Annotated in this window: 15 protein-coding genes and 1 riboswitch; of the genes, 13 read left to right on the top strand and 2 right to left on the bottom strand. The window is 46.3% G+C overall.

Annotated elements, in window-relative coordinates; genetic code table 11:
- Positions 1-14 precede the first annotated feature (14 nt).
- Both AAHF22_RS02940 and AAHF22_RS02935 read left to right on the top strand, forming a co-directional pair.
- The gene (locus AAHF22_RS02940) at positions 15-260 is read left to right on the top strand and encodes a type B 50S ribosomal protein L31 (protein ID WP_188773884.1); all 246 of its coding nucleotides are present in this window, start codon (positions 15-17) and stop codon (positions 258-260) included.
- Between the two features lie 365 nt (positions 261-625).
- Positions 626-1,963, top strand: coding sequence for an MBL fold metallo-hydrolase (locus AAHF22_RS02935; protein ID WP_347323464.1), 1,338 nt, complete (start codon positions 626-628; stop codon positions 1,961-1,963).
- 357 nt (positions 1,964-2,320) lie between these two features.
- Here AAHF22_RS02935 and AAHF22_RS02930 read toward each other — a convergent pair whose 3' ends face one another.
- Positions 2,321-3,229 carry a LysR family transcriptional regulator gene (locus AAHF22_RS02930; RefSeq protein WP_347323463.1) on the bottom strand — a complete coding sequence of 303 codons (909 nt, stop codon included), beginning with the start codon at positions 3,227-3,229 and terminating at the stop codon, positions 2,321-2,323.
- A 221-nt stretch (positions 3,230-3,450) separates the two neighbouring features.
- Between AAHF22_RS02930 and AAHF22_RS02925 the strand changes: the two genes are divergently transcribed.
- From AAHF22_RS02925 to AAHF22_RS02905, 5 genes are all read left to right on the top strand, one after another.
- Complete coding sequence (locus AAHF22_RS02925; RefSeq protein ID WP_347323462.1) at positions 3,451-4,527, top strand: ABC transporter ATP-binding protein; 1,077 nt, start codon at positions 3,451-3,453, stop codon at positions 4,525-4,527.
- Positions 4,528-4,684: 157 nt separating this feature from the next.
- Positions 4,685-5,728, top strand: coding sequence for an ABC transporter substrate-binding protein (locus AAHF22_RS02920; protein ID WP_347323461.1), 1,044 nt, complete (start codon positions 4,685-4,687; stop codon positions 5,726-5,728).
- A gap of 30 nt (positions 5,729-5,758) precedes the next feature.
- The gene (locus tag AAHF22_RS02915) at positions 5,759-7,432 is read left to right on the top strand and encodes an ABC transporter permease (RefSeq protein ID WP_347323460.1); all 1,674 of its coding nucleotides are present in this window, start codon (positions 5,759-5,761) and stop codon (positions 7,430-7,432) included.
- Between the two features lie 7 nt (positions 7,433-7,439).
- Positions 7,440-8,846, top strand: coding sequence for an MBL fold metallo-hydrolase (locus AAHF22_RS02910; RefSeq protein ID WP_347323459.1), 1,407 nt, complete (start codon positions 7,440-7,442; stop codon positions 8,844-8,846).
- A 571-nt stretch (positions 8,847-9,417) separates the two neighbouring features.
- On the top strand, positions 9,418-10,239 hold the full coding sequence (locus AAHF22_RS02905; RefSeq protein ID WP_371834007.1) for a hypothetical protein: 822 nt from the start codon (positions 9,418-9,420) through the stop codon (positions 10,237-10,239).
- A 261-nt stretch (positions 10,240-10,500) separates the two neighbouring features.
- Here AAHF22_RS02905 and AAHF22_RS02900 read toward each other — a convergent pair whose 3' ends face one another.
- Positions 10,501-10,794, bottom strand: a complete 294-nt coding sequence (locus AAHF22_RS02900; protein WP_347323457.1) for a hypothetical protein — start codon at positions 10,792-10,794, stop codon at positions 10,501-10,503.
- A gap of 376 nt (positions 10,795-11,170) precedes the next feature.
- Positions 11,171-11,320, top strand: a riboswitch (FMN riboswitch).
- Positions 11,321-11,479: 159 nt separating this feature from the next.
- Between AAHF22_RS02900 and AAHF22_RS02895 the strand changes: the two genes are divergently transcribed.
- From AAHF22_RS02895 to AAHF22_RS02870, 6 genes are all read left to right on the top strand, one after another.
- On the top strand, positions 11,480-12,460 hold the full coding sequence (locus tag AAHF22_RS02895) for a DMT family transporter (RefSeq protein WP_347323456.1): 981 nt from the start codon (positions 11,480-11,482) through the stop codon (positions 12,458-12,460).
- A 258-nt stretch (positions 12,461-12,718) separates the two neighbouring features.
- On the top strand, positions 12,719-12,856 hold the full coding sequence (locus AAHF22_RS02890) for a hypothetical protein (RefSeq protein WP_347323455.1): 138 nt from the start codon (positions 12,719-12,721) through the stop codon (positions 12,854-12,856).
- Positions 12,857-13,092: 236 nt separating this feature from the next.
- A complete protein-coding gene (locus AAHF22_RS02885) occupies positions 13,093-13,317 on the top strand; it encodes a hypothetical protein (protein ID WP_347323454.1) in 225 nt (74 codons plus the stop codon).
- A 229-nt stretch (positions 13,318-13,546) separates the two neighbouring features.
- Positions 13,547-14,083, top strand: a complete 537-nt coding sequence (locus tag AAHF22_RS02880; protein ID WP_347323453.1) for a hypothetical protein — start codon at positions 13,547-13,549, stop codon at positions 14,081-14,083.
- A 780-nt stretch (positions 14,084-14,863) separates the two neighbouring features.
- Positions 14,864-16,702, top strand: coding sequence for a PTS transporter subunit EIIC (locus AAHF22_RS02875; RefSeq protein WP_347323452.1), 1,839 nt, complete (start codon positions 14,864-14,866; stop codon positions 16,700-16,702).
- Between the two features lie 21 nt (positions 16,703-16,723).
- Positions 16,724-17,572, top strand: a complete 849-nt coding sequence (locus AAHF22_RS02870; RefSeq protein WP_347323451.1) for a PRD domain-containing protein — start codon at positions 16,724-16,726, stop codon at positions 17,570-17,572.
- Positions 17,573-17,966: the final 394 nt, after the last annotated feature.

The raw sequence follows: 17,966 nt of genomic DNA, 5'->3' as shown, positions 1-17,966 counted from the left end.
TAAGGTGATTACTCATGAAAAAAGAAGGACATCCTCAATTTCAACAGGCTATTTTCCTGGACCCTAGCTGTGGATATAAATTCCTGAGTGGAACAACGAAATATTCCAGCGAAACTATGGAGTGGGAAGATGGTAACACGTATCCTGTAATTCGTGTTGATACCAGCTCTGCTTCTCATCCTTTCTACACTGGTAAACAAAGAAACGCAGACGTGGGTGGCCGCGTAGACAAGTTCAACAAAAAATACGGCTTGAAATAAGACCGATTGTTGATGAACTTTTCTTCATAACCGTTTCGGTTGTGAACCGTCATAAAAAGCGTACCGCAAGCATTCGTTGAATGCAGGCTGGTACGCTTTTTTTGTATACATAAATAGATGGATAGGATAGATCTATACAGCCTATTCGTAAAGAGGATGTACAGTATTGTACGAGCATCATTAAACGAAAGGGACCATGAGGTAGGAAAAGTTTATATTGCGTTTACATTGTCCATACACTGTCTGCAAATTAAGGCGATATACTGTTCAAGACACGTGCTGCTCTTGTATACATTCAAAGCTACGTAAAATGATGGAAGCCGGTTCTGCTGAAAAAACGGCGAAAACAGATGGAGTTGATTAACATGATGGAGCTTACTATTCTCGGTGGTCCCGGAGAACATGGCCGTTCCAGCTATCTGCTTCGGCGGGATGATCAGTATATACTGCTGGATTGCGGAATTGACATACAGCCGGAATATGATGAGGAGCATGCTAGGCTCAGACCGATTATACCCGGGTTACAGGCGGTATTTTTATCGCATGCCCATGAAGATCATAGTAGCGGTCTTCAATTTTTACAGCATTATGGATATCAGGGTGAGATTTGGACGACAAGAGCTACAGTGCGTCAGTTGCCTGTCTGTCTGAAAAAAATGGAGTACCAGCATTACGCTCTGGCTGAGGCAGGTGCAATGCATACGCAGCAAGCAGCGGCAAACAGCAGCGATGAGCTACAATTTCGGTATGTGGAAGATATCGTTTCACCGGGGCAATGGATATCGGTTCGTCCAGAGCTGGAAATCTGCTGGGGACGAGCCGGGCATGTGCCAGGTTCGATCTGGATTACGCTGAAATGGTATGGTAAGAACATATTTTACACCGGTGATTACAGTGCAGAATCGCGTTTGCTGCAAGCGGATCGTCCGCTGCATCATTCCCGTATTGTGTCACGCGCCTATCCATTACCCGGACAAATTCCTGATCTCGATCTGGCTATTGTGGATGCAGCGTATGGTGTCGATACCGATCGACAGGGCAATAAGCTCGCTCAATTAGGTCGGTATATGAAAGAAACGCTGCTGCATGCAGGTACAGTATTGTTACCAGTGCCTGTGTATGGCCGTGGTCAAGAGTTGATGTTATGGGCGTTTGAGCAGTTTCCGAAAGTTCCGATTCTAGTCGAGCAAGATTTGCTTGATGCGCTACAACTATTTGCTTCCGACGAGCAATGGTTGCAGCCGGATGGAGCGGAACGGATTGAGCGACTCCTTCAATCGCCACGTCTATATCAGATGACCGATGATCATTCCCGTGAGCAGCTCATTCAGACGCATCCATCGGCGCTCATTTTTACAGATGATGGCATGATGCAGTCGAGTAAGGCGCAGCAGCATTATATGCGTATTGCTGCTAGAGACGATAACCGTGTTATTTTCACAGGCGATCTGGCGCAGGGTTCCTTCGGGCGAATGCTCATGATGGATATGGAACATCGCGGCTGTCAGATTTTGCATGTGCGTTACAAGGTGCATCAAGGATTGCCAGATGTACGGCAAATGCTGCTTGATCTGAAAAGTCCACGCGCATTGCTCGTGCATGCGCCAGCTTCACGCACCGATGGACTTGCACTGCGTTTGGAGCAGGAAGGGTTTCAGCAGGTGCATTCTTTGCTGGCAGAAGAGCAGCTTTCGTTTGGCTGATCGATATTGATCGATGTGAGTAGGCTGATCTATAGTAATATACTGAGCGATATCGGTATGAAATAATAAAAAGAACGTACAGCAGAGCGGGAATGCAGCTGTACGTTCTTTTTTTGTATGCCGTCATCTGTAGGCACGTTTAGGAAGGGAATGTGTAATAGAAGCACCGACTGACGTGGTGATAACAGATTATGATGGTGTAGAAGTGTAGAAATATCGATTTATAGTATTGATTTTAGTATAGAAAAGTAATTTGTAGTGTAGAAGAGGCAGCGATCCACATCACGAAAAAGAGCCTGTGTTATAGGGAAAACTTGCACTGTAACAGAGAGGTCGATTGATATGTGGAAAAAATAATCAAGTTACGGCAGCATCAGACGTTGCTGTCGATTCGTTCAGACAGGCAGCAAAGCGATGAATCAAGCCGGAATAATGACGCTCCTTGTTGTACGCATAGTACAAATATCGGCGTAGTGCTTGATCGGGCAAACTGTGCATCTGTAGCTTCCCACTGCGCAGCTCCTCCTCGACAGCCATCCGCGACAGAAAGGCTGCATAGCCGCCCAGCATCACGGCACGTTTGATCGCTTCGGCAGAATCAAGCTCGATAAAAGAACTGGTTTCCAGTCCGTTATCGCGCATCCAGCGATCGCTAATTTGACGTGTGCTGGAATCGTGACTGTGCAGCACGAACCGGCTGCGCTGAAGCATGTCCAGATTCAGCTCTGATTCGCTTGCCAGCGGATGATCCGGTGTGAAAATGACGACCATCTGATCTTCACCTATTAATCCTTTGACCAGAGCAGGATGTTCAAATGGCTCGGTTAGCATAATGCCCATATCAATTTCATGATTGATGAGCATATCACGTATGACCGGTGCGGTCTTGACCGCAATCGAGAGCTGTACGCCCGGATATTGATGGCTAAACGAATGAATCAGATCCGGCAAAAAATACGTTGCCGGTACATAGCTTGCGCCAATCCGCAATTGCCCACGCTCTAACGCACCAAATTCCTGCACAATGCGCTTCGATTCTGCGGCAAGCGCATTGATCTTCGTTGCATAATGCAGCAGCGCTTTGCCCGGCTCGCGCAGTACAATTTTGCCGCCACGGGATTCGAATAACGCCACGCCCATTTCCTTTTCCAAACTTTTCATATGAAACGTAACGGTAGGCTGCTTAAGTCCTAGCTCATCAGCGACTGCTGTAATTTTCTGATGTCGGTTTAGCAGCTCAACGATTTGTAATTTGATCAGATTCATCTCACACCTCCATGTTCAATCTAGCATAGAATTATTCGATGATTATCAAAATAGAGCATAGTAAAAATTGATATTTCGTTTACATTCCCCACATATGCCGGACAAACTCACCTTTTATACTGAATTCAGTTGAACAAAACGATTGCTGCCTGCTGGTATATGTAAGCCAGTATTCATAGATGACCGATCAAGCAACAAGTACATAGAGGGGAGTAAGGCAGATGACAGAAATTACGCTTCGAGGCGTGAGCAAACGCTATGACGGCGTGCAGGCGCTAAAACCAGTCGATATGATCATTCCCGCGGGCAAGTTCACAACATTGCTAGGCCCGTCGGGTTGCGGTAAGACTACCTTGCTACGACTGATCGCCGGACTGGAAACGCCGGATAGCGGTGAAATTCTGGTGGATGGTGAACCGGTGTTCTCGCAGGCGCGCAGAGTGAACTTGCCGCCGCATAAACGACATTTTGGCATGGTATTTCAGGAATTTGCACTCTGGCCGCATATGACCGTCTACGAAAATGTAGCCTTTAGTTTAAAAGCTAACGGTCAGAAAAACAATATCCGTGAGCGTGTACAGCATGCCTTGGATCAGGTACGGCTAACCGGAATGGAGAAGCGTCAGCCACATCAGCTGTCTGGTGGTCAGCAGCAACGGGTTGCCTTTGCACGTGCGATTGTGATGCAGCCCGGTCTGATTCTGTTTGATGAGCCGCTTAGCGCATTGGATGCGATGTTACGAGAGGACATGCGAGATGAACTGATGAACCTGGTGCGTGAGCTAGGATTGACTGCACTGTATGTGACCCATGATCAGACGGAAGCGATGTCGATGTCGGACGAGATTCTAGTTATGCAGTCTGGTCATGTATTGCAGCGCGGTACGCCAGAGCAAATTTATCGACAGCCTGTGCATCCCTTTGTCGCGCGTTTTATCGGTCGATCCAATTGGATTGAGCCGGAGCAAACGCTATTCCGTCCAGAGCATGCACGCTGGCAACCGATAGCTGAATCTGAATCCGAAGAGCATTCGTATGTTGCTACAGTTCAGCGTGTGAGTTATATGGGAGATCGATATGAAATCGAACTGAATGCAGGGGAAGGACGAATGTGGACAGCGTACCATGACAAGCGCATGAGCATTGGGAGTAAAGTGCAGCTCTATGTATCTGCCCAGCATCTATGCGAAGTTGGCGAGCATCATCGTTCAGCTGAAGATGTGCCGATTGCTCCAAGTGTCCAGGATGCTCAGCATGGATCAGCGCCTTCACCCGGTGGCAGGCAGCATATTTCATGATCGATGATCGCAAGCGAGCGATAGCACGAAGTAGGATAAGTGAAATGTTGGCGAGATGGCGCAAGGTTTAGAGTCGATAGGATGGTAGGTCATGATAGCGCAGGTCGTTATGGCACTCGTTTACAAGCACCAACATATATATGAGGGGGAATAACGCATGAATTGGAATCAAATGTGGAAAACGACAAGTTTACTCGCAGTAACGGCAATGCTCGGTACGACACTGGCAGGTTGCGGCAATACAGGTAGCAACAGCACGACAAGTGCAGCAGGCAGTTCGGCTAGCAAAGGCGACAATACGCTCGTAGTGTACAGTGCAGGCCCGGAAGGACTGGCGAAAAAAATCGAAGCTGGCTTTGAAGCGAAAACCGGTATTCAGGTGGAAATGTTCCAGGGTACGACCGGTAAAGTGCTCTCTCGGATGGAAGCGGAAAAATCAAATCCGGTCGTTGATGTCGTTGTCCTCGCCTCGCTACCTTCGATGCAATCGATGGCGAAGGAAGGGCTAACATTGCCTTATCCAGCAGCAGCCAATCACGATAAGCTGGTCAAAGATTGGTCGGATGCAAATGGCAACTATTTTAGCTATAGCGCTTCGGCACTCGGTATCGTATACAACACCAAGCAGGTGAAAACACCGCCAACATCATGGGAAGAGTTGACGAAGCCGCAATGGAAAGACAAAGTGAACATTCCTGATCCATCCCTGTCCGGTTCGGCATTAGACTTTATTACAGGTTATTTGAGTGTCAAAGGCGATAGTGGCTGGTCACTGTTCCAGCAATATAAGCAAAATGGAGTAGCGATGGCAGGTGCTAACCAGGAGGCGCTTGATCCGGTCGTTACGGGGGCAAAAGATGTGGTCGTTGCTGGTGTCGATTATATGGCCTACAAAGCTAAAAAAGACGGCGAGCCTGTAGATATCGTGTATCCATCCGAAGGTACAGTCATCAGCCCACGTCCAGCGGCGATCATTAAAACGACGAAGCATGAAGAGCAGGCGAAACAATTTATCGATTACCTGCTGTCTGATGAAGCACAACAGCTGGTCGCTAAAGCTTCCCTGCTGCCAGGACGTACCGACATTAAGGCTGACAATCGTGCCAATCTGTCGGATATTAAAACGTATCCGGTGAAATGGGATTGGATGGACGAGCATGGCGCAGACGTAGCGGCTCGTTTCACAGAGCTGTACAAGTAAGTTCGGGCTTCACGTAAAGGGGATGGATCTATGATACAGGCATCAGGACACTGGTTTCAAAGATGGAGTACGGTCGCGGCATTTATGCTGCTGACCGTACTGATTGTTTTACCGCTGCTGCTTATTTTCCGAACCGCGATCGATAGTGATGGAACGATCGATTGGCTCGCACCGTTTCACACGATTGCGAGTAGCAGTCTTGGTTCTGTAATGTTAAATTCAATCTGGCTCGGCGCGCTTGTTATTGTGCTCACCACACTGCTGGCATTGCCGCTAGCATGGATTATGGCGCGCTCGGCGCTTGGACGCTGGCGCTTGCTTGATGTGGTGCTGCTCATTCCATTTATGACACCGCCGTATATCGGTTCGATGGGCTGGATGTTATTTATGCAAAAAAACGGCTATATGGAGCAATTGCTGCCAGCATCTGCGGCATGGACGCCTGCCTTTTTCAGTCTGGGTGGGATGGTGCTCATTATGAGTTTGCATCTGTTTCCATTTTTGTATTTGATTTTGCGGAATACATTGCTACAAATTAGCGGCAGTACCGAAGAAGCGGCGGCGCTGCATGGCGGTTCGCCAGCGTATCGTTTTCGGCGTATTATTTTGCCATTACTGCTATCCAGCTATGTCATGGGTGCATTGCTTATTTTCGTCAAAACGATTGCGGAGTTTGGCACACCGGCTACATTTGGGCGCCGGATTGGTTATTATGTGATGACTTCGGAAATTCACAAATATATTTCCAGCTGGCCGATTGATTTTGGTAAGGCGACTGCACTGGCATCGTTATTGCTCAGTGTATGCCTGGTGATGTGGTATATTCAGAGCGTGCTGAGCAGCCGCTATTCGTATCGTCTGACAGGTGGCAAAGGGAGTCGTCAAAGTGGCTATCGTCTCGGTGGCTGGAAAGGTGTACTGAGCTGGACATATGTGATCGCATTGCTTGTGCTATCGATCGGCATTCCGTACTTCTCCGTTATTACCGCTTCGCTGCTCAAGCTGCGCGGTATAGGCATTGCGGCAGGCAACTGGACATTCGCGCATTATGCTGAGCTGCTACAGCCAGGCTCGGATAGCATGCAGGCATTAATGAACAGCTTTACACTATCACTCGCATCATCAACGATTGCGGTCGTGATCGGCACATTCCTTGCGCTCAAAGTTGATCGTAGCCGCCGTCTATCGCAAAAATGGATCGATCTGTTCAGTCTGATGCCCAATACGGTGCCCGGTATCGTTATTGTAGTTGGATTGATTCTATTCTGGAATTCAACCTGGATGCCTGTGCACCTGTACAATACATATGGCATGGTTGTATTAACGTATGTGGTTCTATTTCTGCCGTATACGGTGCAATATGTGAAAGCGAATTATGGTCAAATCGACTCGATTTTGCTTCAGGCAGGAGCGATGTCCGGTGGTCGTCCGTGGTATGTATTCCGCCGTATTTTACTACCGCTGCTTGTGCCGGGCATTATTGCTGGCTGGATGATGACTTTTACAATTTCCAATCGTGAGCTGGTAGCGTCTTTGCTTATTCTTCCGCCGTCGATGCAGACGTCTGCCACGTATATTTTTGCCCAGTTTGAACAGGGAGCGGTCTCGATGGGAATGGCGATGGCCGTCGTATCGGTCGGCATTACGACCATTCTGCTGCTCATCCTGAACGCGTTGCCTGCTACAGGCAGCAAGCAGCCGTGAGCATCGTATGCAATTGACGGTACTTGGCGGCGCGGGGGAGCATGGTCGTTCTAGCTATTTGCTCACCGAAGAGCAGGCGCATATTTTGCTAGATTACGGTGTGAAAAAGGAAGACGGCGGACAATATCCGGTAGTGGAAAATATGGAACAACTGATTGGCGGTTTGCAGACGGTGTTTCTGTCTCATGCTCATGAGGATCATTGTATCGGGTTGCCGATTTTGTATCGGCATGGTTATCGTGGAGAAGTGTGGACGACAAGAGCGACGGTGCAGCAGTTACCTGCCTATTTTAACGCATGGAAAAAGTATACCGATCAACGTCATGTGACGCGTCCTTATGATGATGAGGACGAGCAGCTCATTCATTATCGCTATCTGGAAGATGTAGTTACGCCTGGACAATGGGGGCAGCTACAGTCTGGACTAGACATCTGCTGGGGACGATCAGGGCACTTGCCCGGTTCGATCTGGCTGGCACTGAAATGGAAAGGGAAATCCATTTTCTTTTCCGGTGATTATACGTCCGAATCTCAAATGCTCGTTGCAGATCGACCACTGCATCAGTCATACAAGTACAATGAAGCACAGGTGCTACAGACCGTGCCTATACAGACGATGCATAGTCATGAACAACTAGCATATACAGCAATATCGGAATCGAAGTATTCAGCGCTAACTGCTTCACCGATATTACCCGATCTCGATCTGGCAATCGTCGATGCTGCTTATGGAGACGATTCAGAATCACAGACCGACAAACTGCATCAGATTAAGACACATATAGATGACGCATTACAAACAGGAGGTTCCATTTTATTGCCTGTACCGCTCTATGGACGTGGACAGGAGCTGCTGCTGTGGGCAAGTGAACACTATTCACATATCCCACTGTTAGTAGAATCGGTACTGTTAGAAGGCATACAGCTTCTTACGAGTTATAGGGATTGGCTGTATCACGATATACAGCCGCGAATCGAGCGTTTACTCCATCATGCACAGCTGTATTCACTTTACGATCCAGAGCAGACCGATGCCCTCTATACACAGCATCGTAGCAAAATCATCTTCACCCCCGACGGTATGTTGCAAACAAGTCTGGCACGCCGACACTATGAACGTCTGCAATATGATCCACACAGCACAATGATCTTCACCGGTCATCTTGCTAAAGGTTCCCCCGGTAGACAGTTCGTAGCTACACCGCCGCTCAGCGGCTGTAGAATCAAAAGGATTGGCTACAAAGTACATCAGGGCTTACCGGATGTAGAACAGATGCTCAACGATCTGAATCGTCCGCCATCTGTGCTCGTCCATGCTCCTAAGGCACGCACGGATCAACTAGCTTCCTACTTGCGCCAACACGGTTATCGATCTATTCATTCGTTGATCCCGACAGCAAAGCTCGATTTTTAAGTGATTGCTCGCATAGCCTGTGAGCAAGTGATGGTTGATTTTATGGCATACACAAATGGACAAAGCAAAATGAATATGCACTTGAACGCCTTCTCAATCACCCAAACACTGGACACAGCCTTCATGCTGGTCTGGTGTTTTTCTTTTTCAAAGTAGGAGGTATAGCTTCCAACCCTATTCTGAATGATCGAATCGAGCAATAATTAGAGATTGCAAAAAGCACATAATGGAGATGAGGAACAAGAGGGTGAAACTCATCATAGTAGCGATTTGCTAAGATATGCTTATTTGCTAACATCTGCTTAATAAAATAGTAATTTTTACATAGTAAACGATGGCACTGCTTTGGCACCTATAAATCTATATTTGGTACCAGCTTATCGAATAATTCATCCTTTCCATATAGAGACTATATGGAAAATTGACGCTCTGCCATAGAAATGTTGATTCCACGCTAATGCCCATTTTCTAAACTAAAAGAGTTCATACAACACGCATTCCAAACGATAAAGGGGAGAAGGAACCGATGAATCAATTAACAGTGAAATGGAAAAAGACGGTAGCCGTATGGATGAGCGGCACATTGCTTGCCGGGACGTTTATCGTTGCGCAGCCAGCACCAACGGAAGCTGCGGCAAATATGACGCCAACATACGAGGTGAAATTTGTACTGGATCAAGATGTGTTAAATGCAGATGGTGCACCGACCAGCGAGTTAAACCGTGCATTTGCCCTGCCGTCCAAGCCGCAAAAAATTGCCATCGAATACTTTGACACGAACAACCAGAAATTGAATGAAGAAGGCTGGAATGTGCGTCTGCGTAAAAAAGAAAACAAAACCAAATACGAAATGACTTACAAAAAGCGCTATGCGATCGAAAACGGCGATATTGACGCTGCTTTAACTCAGGCGAATAAAGACGGGTTTGACGCGAATGATACGAATTATGATGCCGAAGTCGATTGGGGCTATGGCAAGCAAACACTGAGTCTGTCCAACGATAAAGACAGCAAAGCACCGGATACGAGTGCGTCATTGCCATCCGCGAAAAAAGCGTTGGAGCTTGTTGTCGATAATATTCCAGGCAAATTGGAAAACTGGAAATCATCCGGCTGGGGTAAAGATAGACTCAAAAACTCCCGTGTGTATGGCCCGATTACAGCAAGCAAGTACGAAGGAAGCTGGAACGGTCTCGATATCGATGTGGAAGTATGGCCGATCCGCAAAGCAAGTGGAGAAGGAACCGAGCCAGTTATCGAAATTTCGTTCAAAGCGGATACTTATTCCGATGCATCCGACAATCGCGACAAATTGATGCAAGCTTTGCAGGATAAAGGCTGGCTTGTACCGCAAGATTCACTTAAAACACAGCTGGTGCTGGATCGTTATTAAGCTGAATCGTTATCAATCAGTATTGCTGCATTGTATATATGCCTATTTTTTATATTGGACATGATATGGACGGAGAACGAAGCAAAAAAAGAAGCCCTGATACAGGGCTTCTTTTCGTTAGTGAACCATTCCTTCAAGCTAAACTTCTTCATATCACTTGCTCATCTAACTTCATGTACTTCTTCTAGTGTTCAACTGTGAAACAACATGTACGTTGTTTACAGCATGCGATAACGAGGCCAGATCACTCCTGCGAGGGGATCAATAGCCGCTATTTTGCAGATGTTGCATGTTGGCGAAGAAGGCTGCACCAAACAGTACAAAGAACACAATGTAAACGACGATCCAGATCGCTGCCCATAGCAGAGCTGCTTTTGCATAGTTCGACTTGGACAGATTCGTTCCTCCACTAAATGCCCAGATAAACAACATGACGAGGTTGACGACTGGGATCGCCAGCAACAGCAGTGTAATCATCCATTCTTTGACACTAATAACTTGTGTCGGCTGACCTGGTTGTGGCGGATAGCCTGGAGGTGCGTTATTGTAATCCAAATGACCCTACCCCTTTCACGTATTAGATTATGTAAAGATGGTCTTACGTTAAATCAGCTTCATTATAGCGCCCTAACACCCATATAACAACAAAATAAGGGATGAAATGTTAGTTTAGACCTATAGAAGATTAGAATTTGCATAAATGTGAAAAAAATCAAGTTTATGTAAGACCGATTATAGGGTAATTCCGTGTTTACAGATCAGAATTAAAGAAATTTGAAATTTTTGAACTAAACCAGTTGCAAGTTACTAAAAGTATCTTTATAATGAGATTTATTGAACGATTAATTTTTGGAATTTTCAAAAAAGTTTCGTATCGTTAATGAAAAGAAGCATTATGGTACGATTTGACTATGATTTTAACTAATCGAATAGAGATCTTCGGGGTAGGTGAAATTCCTAACCGGCGGTGAATGTCGATCTATTCGGCAGCAGCCCGCGACTCGCTGTTCTGTAGAGAGCAGTTGACTGATCTGGTGCGATTCCAGAGCCGACGGTAAAGTCCGGATGGGAGAAGATCAATGGATGAACCTGTTCAGGTGTATTTGCTGACGCATATTGCGCGCAGATAACGATACTGGCATGTTTATTTGATCAGCCCCTGAATGTCGATGTTCGATGCTCAGGGGCTTTCCGTATGAGATCGCCTATTCAAATTCTAATCACATGAGGAGTTTGAATGATGGAAAATGTCAATTATCAATTTCAGTCAGCACAGGAAACGAAGCAACGTACAATTAAAAGTGGATTTTGGCTCGTATTTTTCGGGGCGGCATTATGGGGTGTCGATCCGTTATTCCGTATTTTATTGTTGGAGACGTTCACTTCAACCCAGATCGTTTTGCTGGAGCATCTGGTGGCTATGCTTGCCGCAGCTCCGATTTTATGGGTGAACCGTCATGAGCTGAGAGGACTGAAATGGCAGCATGTCGGCGCACTGTTGTTCCTATCATGGGGTGGCTCGGCGATCGCAACCGTGTTGTTCACGATGGGTTTGACCTATGGCGATTTGAACGCTGTGCTGTTATTGCAAAAGCTACAACCACTGTTCGCGATCATTCTGGCACGTCTGCTACTGAAGGAAGTATTGCCACGCGGTTTTGGCTGGCTGTTCGGTCTGGCACTGGCAGGTACGTATTTACTCACGTTCGGCTTCACACTGCCGATCGGACATATGAACGATATTGCCCAGGTAGGTTCACTGCTCGCCCTGGGTGCAGCCGCACTATGGGGCGGTTCTACCGTTATGGGACGCCTGATGGTTGGTAAAATGAAGTATGAAACGGTCACATCACTGCGCTTCATTCTAGCCATTCCACTGCTGATCGTACTGACTGTGCATGAAAATGCAGCATGGGGGCTGCCAGCAGGCACGATTCCGGTGTTGCTGATCTTGCTTAACCTGTTCGGACAGGCGTTGCTGCCGGGTCTGCTCAGTCTGCTGATGTATTATAAAGGATTGTCGACGACTAAAGCTTCTGTCGCTACACTGGCAGAGCTAAGCTTCCCAATGGTTGGGGTACTGGTCAACTGGATCGTGTACAAACAGCTGATCACATGGCCGCAATTGCTCGGCTTTATGCTGATCTGGGGTGTGTTGTTCGCAATTTCCAGACAACAGCAACCGACGGAAGCGAAAGATGTAGTGCCTGCTCATTCGTAAGCTACACTATGATTCCACTCGGTATAACGAAAATAATGAAAACAACGAAAACAATCTAAGATAAATAAATAAGATAAATAAGATAAGTAAAATAGCTTCTGATCAAAAGCTTCCACTGGATGATGTATACACCAGTTGGAAGCTTTTCTATTTTCCTTAGAATGAAAGAAATTGATAAAAAAGGAACTTTTATCACATGCGACTAGGAGTTCAACTCCGTTAAAGTAAAAAGGAAAGATGATGAAGGAGGAGCCTACAATGAAGAAACGCAATGAATTGAAGTTTTTGCAGGATGACAGGAGCAGGCGTGAACGAGAAGGACATATCGGTACATTTGGTATAGGAGGGATTATTGTTGTCGTTGTTATTATACTGCTTAATCATTATTTTAGATGAGAACGTAGCGCGCAGTGTAAAGCGATTGTAATTGAAGCTGATCTTTAGTATTTGTGCCTATGAGGATAAAAAGAAGCACTCCATCACTAAAGTGAGTTATAGCGCTTCCGGTGATTAACGAAATAATAAAGCAATTCCACACATAATAGTGGCAGCCTGTAGTGGGGATGCAACCTTTTTAACAATAGTGAAGTCTAATCCTATGCACTTCAAAAATATGGAAAGGAAGATGGAGATTGAAAAAAGTATTTTGTACGATCCCACTACTCGCGATTATAATCGGACTGCTGTGGCCTGTAACGATACAAGCTGCAACTGCCCATCGCGTCCTAACGATTATCGCGCCAGATGGACAAAAGCTGGATAGAGGTACGGTATTTACACCCAAACAAAGGCTCGCTGTTCCATTGCGTCAGTTTGCTCAGGCCAACCCACGCTCATCTGAGTGTGAACAGCAATAATAATACAGTGACGTTTGCGCGCTGGCCAGGTGAAGTTTATACATTAAAAGTCAATGCAACTGACTACATACTAAATGACACTAGCAGAATGTGGAATACGCGTAATAGCGAAACGGTATGGAAAAAGAATAGTCAACTGTATGTTCCATTGTCTTTTGTTGAGGAATTGGGGTATTCCTATCATTACAATAACTATATATTGACCATGCAATCGCCAATAAACGCATCAATGAAACAAGTTTTATATCAAGGAGATCTGGCAGCAGCACGTGAATTGATCACAAGTGGACGTTTGCCGATACCTATTCCGGGAAATCAGAGCTTGCGCAAACCGCTGGATGTCAAATCCGATGGTGAACGGTTGGATCAGGAGTTTCTATTTCCAGAAGGCGAAGCATTACGGTTCTACCATATTTATGGAGATACCATTTCGTTGATCGAATTTAAACAGGATTTTCCGGTTATTACATGGCAGGCTCATGGATTAAGCGCTGCAACAGACGATTTTCATATTGTGAATGATCTGCTTACATTTCAATTGAAAGACAAATGGGGCAATATTCCATTAAAGTATGCAAACTTCGCTTATTATTTACGTGGAGGTTGGGGCGATAGTTATTTGCAAGTATCCGCTATTATTAAAGCGAACAATAGTTATCATCAAACAGGGAGAATCTATAACGTAGGTGGAAGTGTTTCTGATCAATCCGGTACGATTTCTTATGTGATACCGGATGAGAAGCGAATAGATACCCGATCTTATTAAAGGAGCATGTTTGTTAGTAATGTTGGAATCAGATCTACTGTCTCTTACTGTTCCAAATAACAATAAGCGTACCAACCTATACGCTAATACGCGAAGTTGGAATCTATCGTTTTCATCCAAACCACCCGTCTATCCTATAATATAGAACAGACGGGTGGTTTATTTTTTATTAACGTCAACAGTCTTTTCCTGTTCACTTTATTGCTGGCACAGAGAAAAGTTGATGATTCGATTGTAATGAATTTGACCACTTTGCTATGGGAAATTGTTTGAGTATCTATAATTCTGTATTTTAAGTTAGATAAAATGGAACCGGTTCTTGATAAAGTTGTTTTAGCCAGAAATGTGCCGTATACTGTCAAAGTTGCATGATATCAAGGGTTGAGCGTCTATGCGATGATTCGATACTTTACAGACAGGGCGTATGTATCATGATGTTTGATGCTGAGCGCGTACACGATGATTTGATACCGTGCTGAATATCCAACCACCATGCCATGTATGCAAAGTAAAGCATATAAACAATGTAAGCAAGCATTGTATACCAATACAGCTGCACAAGTATGCCATGTATAAATTGTCTCTGACAGGTGATCATTCAGCATATTATGCCTCATTACAATCGTTTAAATAAAATAAAAAAATTGCGTCATACTACAATCTATGATCACCAAACAACTAGTGATCATACCCTAACCCGATATCACGTACTTCAGGATCGTTCGATATATGCAGTACGTGACACAGGCATACTCAATCATCAGCGAAGGAGGAAGGATCATGCGGCAGGAGGAGCGTCATTCGCCAGCTGCGAAACGGCGTGAACAGCGTCGACAGATGCAGCAGCTCGCAGAACAGTTGATTGAACAGTCCGGTGGACTAGCCAATGTACAGAGTGTTCTTCACTGTACGACCCGTCTCCGCCTGCGGCTGCATCATCCTGAGCTAGCGAATCATTCGGCTCTTACCGAACTTGCAGAGGTGCACAATGTACGCCAGGTTGGCAGTCAGCTGCAAATTATCGTAGGACCGGAGCTAACGTTTCGGCTGCATCGGCAAATTGAGCGTCAATTGCAGCGTGCAGCTGGCGATCCGTCGCCAGCTGACAATGTACAGGCGAATTTGCCTAATGAAATGGCTAAAGTCGAGCTAGGTCCGCAGCAACAGCACACGTTAGAGCCAACGAAACCGGCGAGACAAGCAGAGTCGGTAACCCAACAAAATATAGCAGAGCAACAGAACATGGCAGAGCAACAGAACATGGCAGAGCAACAACGTATAGAACAGCAACAGCGTATAGTCCAACAGAACAGAGGAAATCGCAATCACAGCATCGGCGCAATGGAACAGCAACAGCGTACAACCCAGCAACAACAGAGTATAAGCCAGCAACATAATGCAGTAGAACAACAGCATATGACAGGACGACAACTGCCTGCATCCGGTGAATCGCTACTAGCAGAACGGCCGCCTTTGCCATCAACTACCGCTTCTGCTCCAACAGCGAATATCCCACTTACTGCCGCTCGTTCGCCAATCGGACGTATGGTGGATGCGGTAGCATTCTTTTCCGATATTATCGTACCGATGATTCCGGTATTCGTAGCAGCTGGTATCCTGCTTGGTCTGGTCAGTCTATTGCAATTTCTTGGCTGGGTGCCGGCAGGAGCGCTCTGGTTCCGGTTGTTGCAACTGTTAACCGGATCGATTTTTCAAATTATTAGTGTGATGTTCGGGTATTATGCGGCCAAACGGTTTGGTGGTACACCTGTGCTCGGTGCAGTGCTTGGCATGTTGATGTCAAGGCCGGAAATTGTCGGCAGCGATGGCATGCCACCATCGGTTATTTCGTCGTTTGGCCTGGTGGCATTGCCGCAGTTCAGTTATCAAGGAACGGCGATTCCGGTCATCGTAGCGGCGCTGCTGATGGCAAAGCTGGAAATGTATCTGCGCCGCATCATTCATGGCTCGGTGCATGTACTGGTCATTCCAGTACTATCGCTGCTAGGTGGTAGTGCACTTGCCTTATTTGTTATCGGGCCGCTTGCCGGGCTACTCGGTCACTGGTGTGCCGCCCTGCTAGCGCAGTTGTACGCCTATGGAGGGACATGGTTTGGACTTGTGCTGGGCGGCGTGTATAGCAGCATTGTACTGACCGGACTGCACCAGGGCTTGCAGGCAATTGAGGCGGGATTGATCTCCAACCCGACGATTGCGGTTAATTTTTTATTGCCGATCTGGTCGATGGCTAATGTAGCACAGGGTGGTGCCGGTTTAGCCGTATATTTCCGTACCCGCGATGCTGGGCTACGCAAAGCGGCATTACCTGGAGCGCTCATTGCTTTTCTCGGTATTACAGAGCCGGTAGCGCTTGGCGTCAATCTAAAGCTAGTGCGACCGTTTCTCGCTGCCGCCGCAGGTGGTGCGATCGGGGGCGCTTATATTGGCTGGCATCATGTGGTGGCAAGTTCATTTGGCTTGACGGGCATTCCGATGCTGGCATTTATTATTCCGTTTGGCTGGTCTAATTTTGTTCATTATATGACCGGATTTGTGCTGGCGACAGGGACGGCATTTATGCTGACCTTGCTGCTGGGCAAAGGCGGACGTTCATCATAAAGCACGATGGAGGTGAATCCGATGAAAATCAAAAAGATTTTGAACAATAACGCGGTCATCGTCGACGATCAGGGACAGGAGAAAATTGTGATGGGCGGCGGTGTCGCGTTTGAAAAAGGTAAAAACGACGTGGTCGATCCGAGCCGCATCGAGAAAATATTCATTTTGGAAGATCAAGAGCGATACGGCTACTTGCAGGAAATGCTGCAAAAGCTACCGGAAGCAGAAATCGCCGTTTCCGAGCGGATCATTTCCTATGCTGAACAGCAATTGAACGTATCGTTTAACGAGCATATTCATATTGCGCTGACCGATCATCTTTCCCATGCGCTGGAACGACTGCGCAGCGGGATGATGATTCATAATACGCTGCTGGAGGAAATACGTATTTTGTATCCGGCGGAATTTCGTATCGGGCTATATGCACGTCAGTTAATTGCCGAGCAGCTGCATGTGGATATTCCTGAGGATGAGGTAGGGTATATCGCAATGCACATTCATACCGCTGTGATGAATGCAGGCTCCGGGGCTGCATCCGCTGGTTTGGCGGCGCTCATTCGCGATTTGGTCGAAGATATTGAATATGCGTTAAATCAACCGCTCGATCGCAAATCGGCAGCTTATGAACGATTAATCAGTCAATTGAAAAGCATTTTGCAATCGTCGGTAGACGGTCATCCTGCTGCTGAATTGGACGAAGAGATTATTGTGATCGCTCGTCAAAAATATGCTGACTGGTATGAGCATGCACAGGAAATGACCGATCATGCGGAAGATGAATATGGATATACGTGCACCGATAGTCAGCGTGTATTGATCGCGATTGAACTGCAACGTTTGCAGGAAAGGTTAGGTCATCCTGCCCGTTGACATCGGGGTTGTAGTATACGATCGTGTATAGAAGTGTACAGAGTTGTGCTGACATTCGTATGCTAGTAGCAAATGAGCTAGACAAGTTAACTATGTTGGAGTCGATACAGTAATGGATGAGCTTATGGGTCATATGGATACAGTTCCATATACCTGCCATAGCGACTAAGCAAAATGGTTCATTTTCAAGTTTTATCTAGTTGAAAAGTAGCTAGACGATAACGGTTAACGACAAAATACCACTTTTGAAAATGTGAGAATAAGACTAAAAAAGATGTTTATTTATGAAAATTTGCGAAAAAGGTCATTTTGCTTCAACTTCCAAATTGGTTCGTTCTGTCTATAGTCTTGTTCAGAGCGAGCGGTATAGAATAGGTGTCAGCAACAGCATATC

The sequence above is a fragment of the Paenibacillus wenxiniae genome, assembly GCF_039822605.1.
Taxonomy (GTDB): Bacteria; Bacillota; Bacilli; order Paenibacillales; family Paenibacillaceae; genus Saccharibacillus; species Saccharibacillus wenxiniae.
The sequence above is the reverse complement of the archived record's forward strand: the minus strand, read 5'-3'. Positions and strand labels throughout refer to the sequence as shown.

Bases quoted from the DNA above. Each gene is read 5' to 3' on its own strand.
- AAHF22_RS02940 (WP_188773884.1), top strand. From the start codon at position 15: ATGAAAAAAGAAGGACATCCTCAATTTCAACAGGCTATTTTCCTGGAC.
- AAHF22_RS02935 (WP_347323464.1), top strand. From the start codon at position 626: ATGATGGAGCTTACTATTCTCGGTGGTCCCGGAGAACATGGCCGTTCC.
- AAHF22_RS02930 (WP_347323463.1), bottom strand. From the start codon at position 3,229: ATGAATCTGATCAAATTACAAATCGTTGAGCTGCTAAACCGACATCAG.
- AAHF22_RS02925 (WP_347323462.1), top strand. From the start codon at position 3,451: ATGACAGAAATTACGCTTCGAGGCGTGAGCAAACGCTATGACGGCGTG.
- AAHF22_RS02920 (WP_347323461.1), top strand. From the start codon at position 4,685: ATGAATTGGAATCAAATGTGGAAAACGACAAGTTTACTCGCAGTAACG.
- AAHF22_RS02915 (WP_347323460.1), top strand. From the start codon at position 5,759: ATGATACAGGCATCAGGACACTGGTTTCAAAGATGGAGTACGGTCGCG.
- AAHF22_RS02910 (WP_347323459.1), top strand. From the start codon at position 7,440: ATGCAATTGACGGTACTTGGCGGCGCGGGGGAGCATGGTCGTTCTAGC.
- AAHF22_RS02905 (WP_371834007.1), top strand. From the start codon at position 9,418: ATGAGCGGCACATTGCTTGCCGGGACGTTTATCGTTGCGCAGCCAGCA.
- AAHF22_RS02895 (WP_347323456.1), top strand. From the start codon at position 11,480: ATGGAAAATGTCAATTATCAATTTCAGTCAGCACAGGAAACGAAGCAA.
- AAHF22_RS02890 (WP_347323455.1), top strand. From the start codon at position 12,719: ATGAAGAAACGCAATGAATTGAAGTTTTTGCAGGATGACAGGAGCAGG.
- AAHF22_RS02880 (WP_347323453.1), top strand. From the start codon at position 13,547: ATGAAACAAGTTTTATATCAAGGAGATCTGGCAGCAGCACGTGAATTG.
- AAHF22_RS02875 (WP_347323452.1), top strand. From the start codon at position 14,864: ATGCGGCAGGAGGAGCGTCATTCGCCAGCTGCGAAACGGCGTGAACAG.
- AAHF22_RS02870 (WP_347323451.1), top strand. From the start codon at position 16,724: ATGAAAATCAAAAAGATTTTGAACAATAACGCGGTCATCGTCGACGAT.